Annotated in this window: 9 protein-coding genes; 2 read left to right on the forward strand and 7 right to left on the reverse strand. The window is 63.4% G+C overall.

All coding sequences use genetic code 11. The annotated features are described in order from the left end of the window. Positions 1 to 36 precede the first annotated feature (36 nt). Complete coding sequence (locus tag AC0L58_RS10615) at positions 37 to 516, forward strand: VOC family protein (protein ID WP_473683172.1); 480 nt, start codon at positions 37 to 39, stop codon at positions 514 to 516. A gap of 153 nt (positions 517 to 669) precedes the next feature. On the opposite strand, the gene AC0L58_RS10620 is transcribed toward AC0L58_RS10615, so the two are convergent. The 5 genes from AC0L58_RS10620 to AC0L58_RS10640 form a co-directional block, all read right to left on the reverse strand. After that, positions 670 to 2,478 carry a DUF2207 family protein gene (locus AC0L58_RS10620; protein ID WP_473683174.1) on the reverse strand — a complete coding sequence of 603 codons (1,809 nt, stop codon included), beginning with the start codon at positions 2,476 to 2,478 and terminating at the stop codon, positions 670 to 672. After that, positions 2,475 to 3,026, reverse strand: coding sequence for a LemA family protein (locus AC0L58_RS10625; RefSeq protein ID WP_473683176.1), 552 nt, complete (start codon positions 3,024 to 3,026; stop codon positions 2,475 to 2,477). Before AC0L58_RS10625 ends, AC0L58_RS10620 begins: the two co-directional genes overlap by 4 nt. 259 nt (positions 3,027 to 3,285) lie before the next feature. Next, the gene (locus tag AC0L58_RS10630; protein ID WP_473683178.1) at positions 3,286 to 5,202 is read right to left on the reverse strand and encodes a CHASE2 domain-containing protein; all 1,917 of its coding nucleotides are present in this window, start codon (positions 5,200 to 5,202) and stop codon (positions 3,286 to 3,288) included. Positions 5,203 to 5,278: 76 nt separating this feature from the next. Further along, positions 5,279 to 5,902: an OmpA family protein gene (locus tag AC0L58_RS10635; protein WP_473683180.1), complete on the reverse strand. Its 624-nt coding sequence runs from the start codon at positions 5,900 to 5,902 to the stop codon at positions 5,279 to 5,281. A 21-nt stretch (positions 5,903 to 5,923) separates the two neighbouring features. Then, complete coding sequence (locus AC0L58_RS10640; protein WP_473683182.1) at positions 5,924 to 6,367, reverse strand: FecR family protein; 444 nt, start codon at positions 6,365 to 6,367, stop codon at positions 5,924 to 5,926. Positions 6,368 to 6,994: 627 nt separating this feature from the next. Between AC0L58_RS10640 and AC0L58_RS10645 the strand changes: the two genes are divergently transcribed. After that, positions 6,995 to 7,681 (forward strand): PEP-CTERM sorting domain-containing protein, encoded by a 687-nt coding sequence (locus AC0L58_RS10645; RefSeq protein WP_473683184.1) that lies wholly within the window; start codon positions 6,995 to 6,997, stop codon positions 7,679 to 7,681. A gap of 223 nt (positions 7,682 to 7,904) precedes the next feature. Here AC0L58_RS10645 and AC0L58_RS10650 read toward each other — a convergent pair whose 3' ends face one another. Both AC0L58_RS10650 and AC0L58_RS10655 read right to left on the reverse strand, forming a co-directional pair. After that, a complete protein-coding gene (locus tag AC0L58_RS10650) occupies positions 7,905 to 10,076 on the reverse strand; it encodes an alkaline phosphatase D family protein (RefSeq protein ID WP_473683186.1) in 2,172 nt (723 codons plus the stop codon). 606 nt (positions 10,077 to 10,682) lie between these two features. Next, entirely contained in the window at positions 10,683 to 12,098 is a 1,416-nt protein-coding gene (locus AC0L58_RS10655) for a serine hydrolase domain-containing protein (RefSeq protein WP_473683188.1), read from the reverse strand. Between the last annotated feature and the right edge of the window lie 787 nt (positions 12,099 to 12,885).

Consider the following 12,885-nt stretch of genomic DNA (forward strand, 5'->3'; position numbering starts at 1 on the left):
AGGAAGCACACGCAACCCATGTCCAGGAGAACCCCCATGATCAGCAAGAACACCATTTGCCTCTGGTATGACGGCACCGCGCTGGAGGCAGCCACGTTCTACGCAGCCACGTTTCCGGATAGCCGCGTGGGCGCCGTCCATCGTGCTCCGGGGGACTACCCCGCCGGCAAGCAGGGCGACGTACTGACGGTCGAGTTCACGGTCATGGGCATTCCATGCCTGGGGTTGAACGGAGGCCCTGCATTTACCCCGAGCGAGGCGTTTTCATTTCAAGTGGCGACCGACGATCAGGCCGAAACCGACCGATTGTGGAACGCGATCATCGACAACGGCGGCGAGGCCAGCAACTGCGGCTGGTGCAAGGATCGATGGGGTCTGTCGTGGCAGATCACCCCCCGGGCGCTGACTGCCGCGGTCACGGATCCTGATCCCGCCGTGGCCAAGCGCGCGTTCGATGCCATGATGGGAATGACCAGGATCGACATTGCCGCAATCGAGGCCGCCCGGCGCGGCTGATCTCGACATCTGCGAGCCTCTCGACCAGTCGACGATTCAAGTCGGCGACCCGACATTCAATCCCCGGAGGTCGGCGCGTGCGGCAAGCGCTGACCTACGCGACGATCGGCACCAGACCCGGCGAGCACACCTTGGACGTCGGCCGCGCTTCCCTCAGGCTGTCGGCACGCGGGACTCGGCCAAGGCCCTGGCAAACGCCAGAAGGTCAAGCGCCGCTTTGGTGTGACCCGGGCGGTCCTGGTTGAGGCTCTCCACGAAGCCCTGCCCGTCGTTTTGCTGCAGCGTCTCCGCGAAACGTCGGTTCCAGGCCACCTCGACATCAAGCGCCATCGCGTAGGGAAGAAAGCTCTCGTGCAGATCAGGATGCAGCGATGGCCGGTAGCGTGCATCCATGTCCTGCTGTTCTGCCGTGCCAAGGTACCAGCGGAAGCCCCGTATCTTGCGTACCAGCTCGGACTCGCCGGACGGCAGCTGCAGCACCCACCAACCGGCGACCATCTGCGCCGCCAGCAGTATCGTGACCCACCACGCGTTGGCGCCGCCACCGCCGACGATCCATGCCGCGATGCAGATCAACGCGGCAGCGACCGCTTGAACGCGAATGGCGCGCAGCAAGCCCGCTGGAACCATTCTGATCAACACGGCCACAACCATGGTGACGATCGCCATGGTGGCAACCAGTTCCGCGGCTGGCAGCAGCGGATCGCGGCCGGCGAAGAACAACAGGGCCACCCCGGCCAGGGTGATCAACCAGCCCGGAAAGAGCAGCCAATCCTGATTGTCCTCGGGCTCGTGCATGCCGCGAAATCCCAACACGGCGCGGAAACGGGTTTCGACCAGATCGAGGCCGTCGGCATTTGCGGCGGTGAATGCCATCGAAGGCGCCAGCGTGAACAGCGAGGAACGCAACGCCCGCTCGTCGATCGTCAGGGCGGGAATATCGTCGGGACCGTCACGGGTCGCCACGTAGGTGCCGTCCGCCTGCTGCCCGAGTCGCAGCCCGCCCTTGGCGGCAACCCCAAGTATGCCGGTCGCAAGGCATTTGCTGTCATAGCCCTTGTTCCACAGCATGCGTAATGCCGCCGCGGAATAACCGTGTGGCGGACCGTACTCCGGGATCAACGCCTTGCGATCAGGACGCGCGAAGACAAATCTGACCAGCAGGTAATACACCACCAGCAGTGCCAGCCATACGCGACCATCAAACATCCATCCCGGCGGCGCGGCAGGTCCGGGCGCCACAACCGCCGACTCCGGGACGACCCCGCCCGGCACATACGAAACCGCCACCGAAAGCGTTTGCTCGGCGCCAAGTCCGTGAGGCCAGTAGAGCAGCACCTTGTTGTCGTGCACGCTGTCCTGGTCGGAATACATGTGGAGGTCATCGCGGCCATGACGAAACCACGCGCGGGTCCGCTGCGGCGGCGCGTCTTCCGGCAGCACGATATGCACTTCCGCTTCATCCAGCGCGAAAGGGTTGCTCCGTGACACCACGGGCCAATCCAGGCGATCCTCGTTGGCGTAATGGACCACCGCATGGTCAATGCGACACATCAGTTTGTACTCGCGCATGCCTCGGGCACCTGCGGTCCCCAGCGTAATGCGCACACCGCCAGCGTAATCACCAACTTGTGCCGGAACGGGATTGCCGTCCGCGCTGGCACTGAGCACGACGACATCAGTCGCCGACCAATCGCGGTTGCCGAGCGCGATGTCGCGATGGAACGGCAGCGGCACGACTTGATCGACGCGGGTAGTCTCGCTGACCGTGATCGAGCGATCATCGTTGACTGTGATCGACGCGGTGCGATCCATGATGACCGGGTTGCCACTGTATGGGCGCGCCTGTTGCGCGCTGGCGCCAGTCGCAAGCAGCGCAAGCAGCAGGAGCAACAACTGGCGTACGCACCCGTCCCGCACGGAAATGCCCGCAAGCTTCAGCGACCACCCGCCGCCACTCACGCAGGCTCCCCGACCTTCACCGCGACGGGGGCAGCGGCATCGGCGCCGGCGGCAAAGAATTCCGCTGCCTTGAACGCGAACGCGCGCGCGATCAATACCGCAGGGAAAGTTTCCTTGGCTGTGTTGTAGTCACGAACCGAACCATTGTAGAAGCGTCGCGCATGTTGCAGGTTGTCTTCGACCTCCACCAACTGGGTCGATAGCTGCGTGAAGTTTCCACTGGCCTTGAGCGCAGGATAGGCCTCCCGCAGCGCGATCAGCCGATCCAAACACCCCCCGAGGGCGATCTCCGGCGTTATCCGCTGCGCGGGGCCGAGGGCGCGCAACGCAGCACCCCGTTCCACTGCGATCCTCTCCAGCAACTGTCGCTCATGAGTGGCGTAACCCTTGACCGCTTCAACCAACATGGGCACGAGGTCATGGCGGCGCTGCAGCTGCACATCGACGTCGCTCCACGCATTGCGAACCTGGTTGCGCAGGCGTGTCAGCTGATTGAACAGCCAGATCGTGCCGACAACGAGCACCAAGGCCGTCACATAAAAGATCAAGTTCCCCTCCCCCGACCGGTAGCCGCGCCACGCCAATGCATGCCGCGACGAATTTCCGGTGTCTTGACGCGATGAACCCCAGGAGACGCGAGAATAAACCGATGAGGAACCTTCTTGCGAGCCCCGCGAACGCGGATTGTCCGCGCGGCCCTGATTGCGGCGAGCCTGCAAGCACTTCAGGGACGTGAGTCACCGATCGTCAATCTTGCGCGGATCCAGGCAGAGCCGGTAAAGGCGAACTCGGTGATCGGCCCGGGCGCTATTGGGTGTCGCTGAAGCGCGTGGCAATCTCCACGACTTCCATTTCGATCGCGAAGAACGCATCCAGCACTGCGGGATCGAACGTGGTGCCACGCAGCTCCTCCATCATCGCCTTCGCCCGATCGTGGGGGAACGGGTCCTTGTAACAACGACGGTTGATCAAGGCATCATAAATGTCGGCGACCGCCATGATGCGGCCCGACAACGGAATGTCTTCGCCGCTGAGCCCGTCCGGGTAACCCGTACCGTCCCATTTTTCGTGGTGCGTGGCGGCGATGTCGCCGGCGATCGCCAGGAAGTTCTCCCCTTCGATGTGTTTCGCCGTGCTTAGGATGATCTCCCGCCCGAACTTCGCGTGCTGCCGCATGATCTTCAGTTCGTCGGCGGTCAGCGGTCCGGGCTTGAGCAGGATGTTGTCCGGCACCCCGACCTTGCCGATGTCATGCAGCGGTGCGGACAGAAACAGCAGGTCAATGTATTCCCTGGTCAGCGTCGCGGGATGCTTGCCCGTGCGCTGCAACTGCCTGGCGATGGCTCGCACGTAGTGCTGGGTGCGCTTGATGTGCGCGCCAGTGTCTGAGTCGCGGGTTTCAGCCACCGCCGCCATCGACTCGATGGTGATCTGGCGGGCGTTCTCCAACTGCTTGCGCAGTCGTTGCGCACGGCGGTGGTTGAGCGCGAAGCGCACGATGAAGGAGAGCACCAGCAGGGTCGCTGCAACAAGCAGCGGAACCGCCACCGGGACGAATATCCCGCTGCGCACGAAGACCGCGGTAGCAACCGCCAGCAGCACCGCGCCGGACGACACGCAGAAAATCACCAGAGCGAGAAGGCCGCGACCGCTGACAAACAGCACACAACACACCAGGGCAACAAGCAGGCCAAGCAGCAATGCCGCTGTGCCACCCCATGCGGGCAATCGCACGGCGTTGTTGTCCAAAATATCCTGTGCCATCACCGACTGGACCTTCAAGCCGGAGAATGTGGGATCGACGGCCGTGCGATCCACGTCGCGCAGGCCGACCGCCGACGAGCCGATGAACACGATCTTGCCGCGCAAGTCCGCGTCACGCACGTGTCCGTCCAGGACGTCGACGGCGGGCACGCCAGCATAGTGCTGCGAAAGTCCACTGAAGCGCAGTACCGCATAGCCCGCACGGTCAATGGGAATGCGGTGGGACCCCACCTGCAGGGACAGTCCGTTCGGACCGGACTTGACCGAGGCAGATCCGACACCGAGCGCGCGCATGGTCGCGGCAAGGGCCAGGCTGGCATGCATCACGCCGTCGTACTGGATCATCAACGGCAGCCGTCGCAGGACACCATCATCGTCCGCCCGGCTGTTCAGGAATCCGCTGACCCGGGTTTGCGAGGCAATCGGATCGACGCTTTCGAGAACCCCGGGCGCCTGCGCGATCTGCAACAGGTCGAGACGACCTTCGAAGCCCACTCCCGGGCGTACCGGAGCGCTTGTTCGGGTGACGTGGTCGAAGTAGAAGTAGCGCGCGCCAACGACATCGGCAAGGGCCATTTCGTGGCCGAGGTAGCCATCGTTGTCGAGCAATCCGGCGGGCACGCCACTGATCGAGACATCCAGGCCGAAGTCGCGCCGGAATGTCTTCTGCACGTCGGCGAGCGAGGTACGGTCGGGCTCGGGAAACACCACATCCATCGCGATTGCCGCAGGACGCGCAGCGGCGATGCGCTTGACCAGTTCCGCGATGCGATAGCGCGGCCAGGGCCACTGGCCGAGGGCCGACAGGCTGACGTCATCAATATCCACCACCACCGTGCCGGCCGCTGGTGCATGCGATGCGGTATGCACCAACAAGCCGTCCAGCAGGACCCTGTTCAACCTCGCCGAAGGCCCCACCTCGAACAAGCCAGCCAATCCGATGAGCAACGCGATTGCCATGCCCGCCAGGAACAGGCAGAAAGCCTGGCGCCGCGGCAGCCGAGCGGACGAGGCCCCCAAACTCATCGCCGACCGCTCAAAGAATGACAATTTCGGCCCGCCGGTTTCTAGGTTCGGGCACGCCTGGCGGCGAAGGCACGAGCGGATCCTTGTCGCCGAAATACCTGATCTCGATCGGCAGTCGGGGATTGATCCGCTTCAACAGACGCGCCACCGACCGGGCGCGCTGCGCCGACAGTTCCAGGTTGTAGGCCGCGGTTCCTGCCGAGTCGGCGTAACCGAACACGGTGACCTCGGTGGGACTGCGCTCCAGCACCACCTGCATGACCTTGGGCAGCAATTCCCTGGAGGCAGGGGTCAGTTCCAGGCTGTCGAACAGAAAGTTCAGCCTGAACACCCGCGGCGGCGTCGGCTGCGCGGCCAGCAATGCCTGATGCGCCTTCTCGAATGCCTGACGGTCCTCCGCGCGCGGCGTCCCCGGTGCTGCGGACGACCCTACCGACACGGTACTGAATGCCTGGTCGATGCGTTGCGTACCGTGCGCATTGGACACCGTGACCGCACCGACGTGGCCGCCATGATCGGGCAGCAACGTGACCCGGGTGGTCGCGCAACCGGACAGGACCCCTCCCATCACCAGCAGCACGAGCGCAAACCACCGCGTGCTCATGCGCCAACTGCTCATGCCTGGATCGCTCATGCTCGAATCATCTTCGCCGTATCAGTTGGCTTCGATGAGAAAGCGCGTGCCGCGCACGCCTACGGTCGCTTTCGGTGTCTCGACCTTCACGGATTGCGGCGCCAGTTTGCCGATCTTGCCGGACTCGTAGATCGCTGACCCCTTGGCCAGATAAAGCGAAAAGGCAAACTTGTCGCTCTTGGGTTCAAACACGTAGTCGCGCACGCGGATATCGGCGCCCGAACCCAGGGTGAGCAGCGTGCCATCCCGGAACACGATGGCCGCTTGCGCACCTGGCGCCGTGACGATCCGGTCCGAAACCTCCAACGTGCCGCCGCTGACCGCGGGGAATGTCTTGTCGTGCCGTGTGATTTGTACATCACCGTGCACGCTCTTCAGCAGCGCGGCGTGAGTGTCAGTGGCTACCGCGGGCATCACCAGGCAGGTGAGCCAGCCAAAGGCGAGCAATTGCAGATACTTCTTCATGGAATCCCCCTGCAGGATTTGTCCGGTATGGCTGAGATCGCCACGTCGATGTGTACGACGTGCGCACAATGCACCTTATTGGATGTGTAGAAAAAGTGTTCCTGAAAAGCCGGGCAGGAACCTCGGGGGTGTCATTTGCCCGCGACGGCAACACGCCCAGCCTGAGGGAAGACCCGGGCAAACCGTCCGGCGCGCTTGCGGTTGACTCCCGCACACGAGGACGCTGGATGGCACCTCCTTCGAGCCCGACCCGGGCGGGAAGAGCTTTCACGCCTCGGCCGACAGATGGAACCACAGGCTTCAGATTTTCAACAAGGCCGGCCAGACGCCATCGTCTCACCAGCCCCCGCGCCCCCAGGCTCTCATACCGAACAGCACCACGCGTTGCGTTTCGATACCAGACACCCGGTCGAGCTGCCCGGGGGCGCGCTGCACTCACCGGCTCGTTCCACCCGGCGCTGGGCGCGCCCTCCATTTTGTCGGAAAACTTTACAGTTTCGGCAAGAACCATGCCGCCCATACCTCCAACGCATTGTTTTGAAACCCATGCCGGCACTGGCCTGATAATTGCTTGAGTTCCGGTGGCCAGAAATCCATGCCGGATTGGCCGTTACTTGGGGAATCCAGATGAAGACTCTGCAAATCTTCTCCGTCGCCGCCTTGTTTGCGGTGGCTGGAGTGGCGAATGGGACCGTGGTGTTGGTGCAGACCAGCGATCCCGGCTACTACAACGACAGCATTGGAAACGCGCTGAACGATACCAACGGCGGGAACACCTCGACGGGGTACTTTCCGACTTCCAACGATTCGACGGTCACCTTCGCCACCGCGCCGGACCTTACGGCTGCCAATGCCGCACTCGGCAACTGGCTCGCCGATCCGCTCAATCTGAATGCGAACTGGAGCTACGAGTCCTCCATTCCCAACGGCTGGGCGGTTGGCACCGAAGTCGCGGTGATCTATCGGTTCGACACTCTGGGCGCGACCAACGTGGTGGCGCAATTCGGTGTCGACAACGGTCTGTTCGTCTGGCTCGATGGCACTTATATCGGCGGAGCCCGTGCACCCGGCTCGTTCTATCTGGGAGAATATTCCTACGCCCTGGGTGATCTTGGCGCAGGCACGCATTTCCTGCAGATCCTGCTGGAGGACCACGGGGTAACCAACGGCTATGCCGTCAACGTCACGGCCGACACGTTCATTCCGGGCCAGCCTCATTCGGTGCCGGAGCCCGGTGCCCTGTCCATGCTTGGACTCGGGCTCGGCCTGCTCGCCGTGTTGCGCACCTGCGCATGGCGCAAGCGCGAGGGGTAACGACCCCGGCCACCTCCATGGTGCTGGCGAGGCTTTGGCAAGGCTGGTAGTGGTTTGAACCATCATCTTCCCCAAGGGAAGGATCCTGAAAACCTTGGAGAAAGCCCAGGGCGGTGGGTTCCTGCGTTCGCGAGAACGTGGGAGCCGCAGCGCTTCGCGGGTCCGCAAGCAGCGTTGTGTGCCTGAGCCGCTCTCCCATGTTCGGCCATGACGCGGGAATGCTTCACACCGCCAATCCCGGATCGCCTTCCACGATCGTCTGTCGCATGCGGGGTTTTTCACCGGGGCGCCACAACGGCACTTCGTGCCGTACGCGATAGCGCAGTGGTCCGCCGTCTTCGCGCGGACTGCGCGCAATCGGACGCGGTATGCACACGAACTCCGTCAGCATCGCTTCGCCGTCGACGCGAACCGTCGCATAGCCGTGCCCACCCATGTCGACGAAGGAAAGATGCGGCGCCAATTCCGGGTTGCGTGCTGCGTGCGCCTTCGCCAGGTCGCCGCTGCGTGCGTATTCGAGCGCCGAGCGCACGCCATGATGGAGCAGCAGGTTGACCGTGGGCTGCGCGGGCCCCCCACCGGGGTTGGCGACGTACAGCGGCCGCAATGGATTGTCCATTTTCAGGTTGTGCTCGTTGGCTTCGGCCATGCCCGGAGAGGAGATCGAGCCACCGACGAAGGTGACGCCTACGGGCTCGAACGGCGCGGGCGGCAAGGCTTTCGCTGCGTAGCCCGCCCAAAAGCTGTGCCGGTCGCCGGAGACGATCGCAAAACCGGTGATGCCGGCGTCGCGCACGACATCGAATATCTCGGCGCGTTCGTGATACGCGCCGCCCCAGTCGCTGGTGGCCATGACCGCAAACCCCGCGCCCGGCCACTGACCCAGCGCCGCCGGGAGATTTTGCGGGTCGACGCGCCAGTCGGGGGTGCCCAGCGAATTGCCCCAGATCTTCCAGGTAGCCGTCGCGCCCTTCAAACGCTCGAGGAACCAGGCCTTCTGCGTTGCTCCCAGCATCGTCTGCGCGGGTTCGCCCGCGCGATAATTGGCCACGCTGTTGTCGCCGAACGACAACTTCGCCGGCGGGTGGCCGTTGGCGAATTCGCGGCCACCGTCGAGCTGCATTGCCAGTTCCTCGGGAACCCAACCCAGCGCGTCGCCTTTGAACAGCGCACGCACTCCGTCGTGCGAAGCGGGGTCGCGCGAGCGAAAGCTGTGCTGGTCGGTGATGATCAGGTCGATATGCCGGCCCCAACGCAGCGCACGATAGGCGATCAGGCTGTCGATGGCGGCGAGGTTGTTGGCTTCCAGTCCCAGGCCATGGTCATCAAAATCCGTCACCGGCGTATCGACCACGTCGGGCGCGTCGAATGCTTCCAGGCTTCGGCCCGGCGGCGATACGCGGGCCGGCTGGTATTCGAACCAGGCCTGGTTCGCCGCCACCTTGAGCGTCTGCGCGGGAACCAGGCCCTCGTCGAATTCCTGGATGGACTGCCAGCCGCGCCAGGAAAATTCATGGTTGTCCCAGATCGCGACGAACGGCCAGCGTGCGCGCGCATCCTGCAAGTCAGGATCCTGCAGGTAGGCGTGATAGAGCACGCGGTAGTCGTCCAGCGATGCGGGAACCCAGAAGCGGTTCCCGGCGACCGTCTTTCCATGCGGAAAGCGCACCGGAAATGTGATGATGCGGTCGTAGCGATGACCGTCCCTGACCTGATCCGGATACTGCACCACCTCATAGACGAAGTCGCCCAGGTGGAGCACGAAGCCGAGGCGGTCTTCCTGCGCGGCGCGTTCGTCCTCCCAGATCATTCTCCGGTAGGCGTTGAGCGCGCCTTCGCAGACATCCTGGCAGCTGACAAACGCGAATCGCGCGGGCCGCGGATCATCATGCGATGGCGCCGTCAACGTGCGCCCGATCCGACTGCCGTTGCCCGCCTCGTCAGTGAAGCGATACCAGTATTCGCGCGCCGGTTGCAGGCCCGCGACCAGCACGCGACAAGTCCAGTCCGACTCGGCCAGCACCCGCACCGTAGTCGTGGCGACGACGCGCGTAAACGCTGCATCGTCCGCCACTTCAACCAGCAAGACGCCGTTCCCACGCCCGTCAGCATACGGACGTCGCGTCCACAGCAGCACGCTCTGGTCGTCGGGATCGCCCGACGCGACACCCTGCGGATAGAGATCACGACGCTCCCGCCAGCCGCTCGACGACGGCCGTACCGGCACGCAGCCGACAGCGAGGGCCGCGCCCAATGCCGCGGACAGTTTCAGGAATGCACGGCGGTTCATGGTTGGCATGTCGCTCCTTCCCCTTGAACGAATCGGATGCTCGAGGCGCGCCAAAATTAGACGCAACCACATCCCGAGGAGCGTGCCGAAAGTACTGCGGAGCAACCCGGGGTGAGCGGCCGATCCGCTCCTTTGCCGTCGGGTCGGGCCATGCCGCCCGACGGACTCACGCGAGCCACCTCGCGCACGGCGCGCCACAGGATTCGAGAGGGACACGCGTGCAGGAAGACGAGAGCAGCAGGTGTCAGGTAGACAAGGGGACTGGCGTCGTTCAGTTGCGGAAACAAGGCGTCGGAAATTGCCACGTGACGCTGCTACTTGCCCAAATTATTGCCCCATGCATCCGGGGAAATCGCGTTGCAGCGATCGATGCCCGCCATCACCGGCTTCCAGGCTCCTGGCCCGGATCATCGCCAACTTCGTGAGGATGATTGAATGGTGTTGCGAATGGCAGCCATCCCGTTTGGACTCTCGTTCCTGCTCGGTGCGGAATCGCGGATTCTCGCCGCTGGCGGCGTCGTTCCGAGTGCACGGGTTTTCACGGTCGCAGACGTGCCGTGGATCGTGACGGTCACGGCGATATTCGCGTCATGGGGAATCGGTTGCGTGTGTTGGGGCCTGGGTTGTGACCGACTGGAATGCACATGGTTACGCATGTGCTTCCTCCAGCTCATGCCTTGCCCGGGCCATGTGAACGATGCGTGCCGAAAATCATTCGACCCGGTCCGCCGCAGGCTTTCCGGTATAAGCCACCCCAAGCCGGAACACCGCCCAGAGCAATCCAGCCACCGCGCTTGCGATCAGCGCCCAACCAAAATCGGGCTGAAACAGGATGATCGTGCTGAGGGGAGCCCCATTCAATGTTGGCGCCAGACTGAGAAAGACCCATGCCGCGCCAAGCGTGGTGAGCAACGGGAACCACAGGCTGAAGATGCCGAACAAGCCCGATCTGGACTTGGCGCGAAGCCTGACGCGGAAGCGCCATGCCCAAACCATGCTCAGCGCGTAGATGACAGGCAGAACCACCACACCGATGAACCAGGCCTTCAGTGCCCATCCGGACCCTTCGTTCTCGTACGGCAACCCAAGCGCTCTGGCGGTAATGCCATCAAGCAGCGGAGCGGTTTGTGCAAAACCCAGTCCGCTTCCCGCGTTGACCAGTACGACCACGGCTTTCTTCTCGGCCGGCAGCATCGTCGCGCGCGTTTCGAAACCGGGGCTCGTTCCACCGTGCCAGACCTTCCCGCTGCCGGAATCCACAAACCAGCCAAAGCCGTAAAACGGCGACGCCTTGCTGGCGGGACGCATCATCAGCGCCTTGCCGGCTGCACTCAGCACATCGTCCTTGCCATTCATCATCATGCGCAGATAACGCGCAAGATCCCCGGCACTGGCAACAATGCCCCCTTGCGGAGCCGTGGTGCGATCGGTCCGGTGGACGGGCAGCGGTCGTTCGGTGCCAAACCATGGCCGGTGACCGATCGCCATCGAGCGATGGATCTCGCCGTCGGCGACGAAGCTGTGCTGCATGCCGACCGGCTGCAGGATGTGGCTTGCCACGTAGGCCTGGTATTCCTGCCCGCTCACGACTTCGATCAGGCGGCCAAGAATCTGGTAGTTCGTATTGGAGTACTCCCACCTTTCGCCAGGTTTGTAGGCCGGCGTCACCGCTGCCAGTTGCTCAACCCGGCGCGTCAGCGCGTCCTTGCCCCGGGTGGTGACCGCGGGTGAGGTGTTGCCTTGCAGTGTGGAGAAGCCGCTGGTGTGACTTAGCAGCTGCCTGATCGTGATGGCGCCGGCAGGGTGCCCCGCGAAATCGTCAAGATAATGCGAGATCGTGGCATCCAGATCGACCTTGCCTGCTTCGACCAGCTGCATCACGGCGAGCGCCGTAAAACTCTTGGAGATGGATCCGGTCAGGAAGGTCGTATCCGGCGTGACTTTCCTGTCGCCTCCCATCCTGACCACTCCGCGCTCCCCTACGGATGTGATTTGGCCGTCCGTGACGATCGCGTAGGCCAGTCCGGGCATTCCGGAAGCAGACATCTCGCCGTCGATGACATGGTCTACCGAACCTTCAGGGGCACCCGCACGCAAAGCAGCGCTGACGACAAATCCAAGAATCACCAACCATCCGCGCGCCATCAATCCCCCGGGTCCTGTAACAAGTCTTCGACAGCAGATATACCAAGTACCAGACGCCGGTAAAAGTGAAGTTAAACGATCTCCGGAAAACCAGCGCGAAAACTGCAGTCTCTTTGTCGCCGCCCCGCCCGCTCCGCGCGGCAACCTCGACTCACTCCGGTAGCGCCTCGCCGGAATGGCACCAGCGATTCAGGGAACCCCCGAGCCGGTCGGCTCTCGCTCGTCATCCCGGCGCAAGCCGGGATCCAGCGACGCCAGGCACGTGAAAATCGAGGACGCTGGATTCCCGCTTTCGCGGGAATGACGTACTGACAGGACTTGTTCAGACCTTCCTCTCAGGGAACCCCCGAACCAGTCGGCTCTCGCTCGTCATCCCGGCGCATGCCGGGATCGAGCGACGCCAGGCACGTGAAAATCGAGGACGCTGGATTCCCGCTTTCGCGGGAATGACGTAGTGGCAGGACTTGTTCAGACCTTCCTCTCAGGGAACCCCCGAGCCAGTCGGCTCTCGCTCGTCAACCCGGCGCAAGCCGGGATCCAGCGACTCCAGGCCCGTGAAAATCGAGGACGCTGGATTCCCGCCTTCGCGGGAATGACGTAGTGGCAGGACTTGTAAGACCTTCCTCTCAGGGAACCACCGAACCAGTCGGCTCTCGCTCGTCATCCCGGCGCAAGCCGGGATCCAGCGACTCCAGGCCCGTGAAAATCAAGGACGCTGGATTCCCGCTTTCGCGGGAATGACGTAGTGGCAGGACTTGTTAAGACCTTC

This window comes from Rhodanobacter sp. G2-10 (assembly GCF_055809185.1).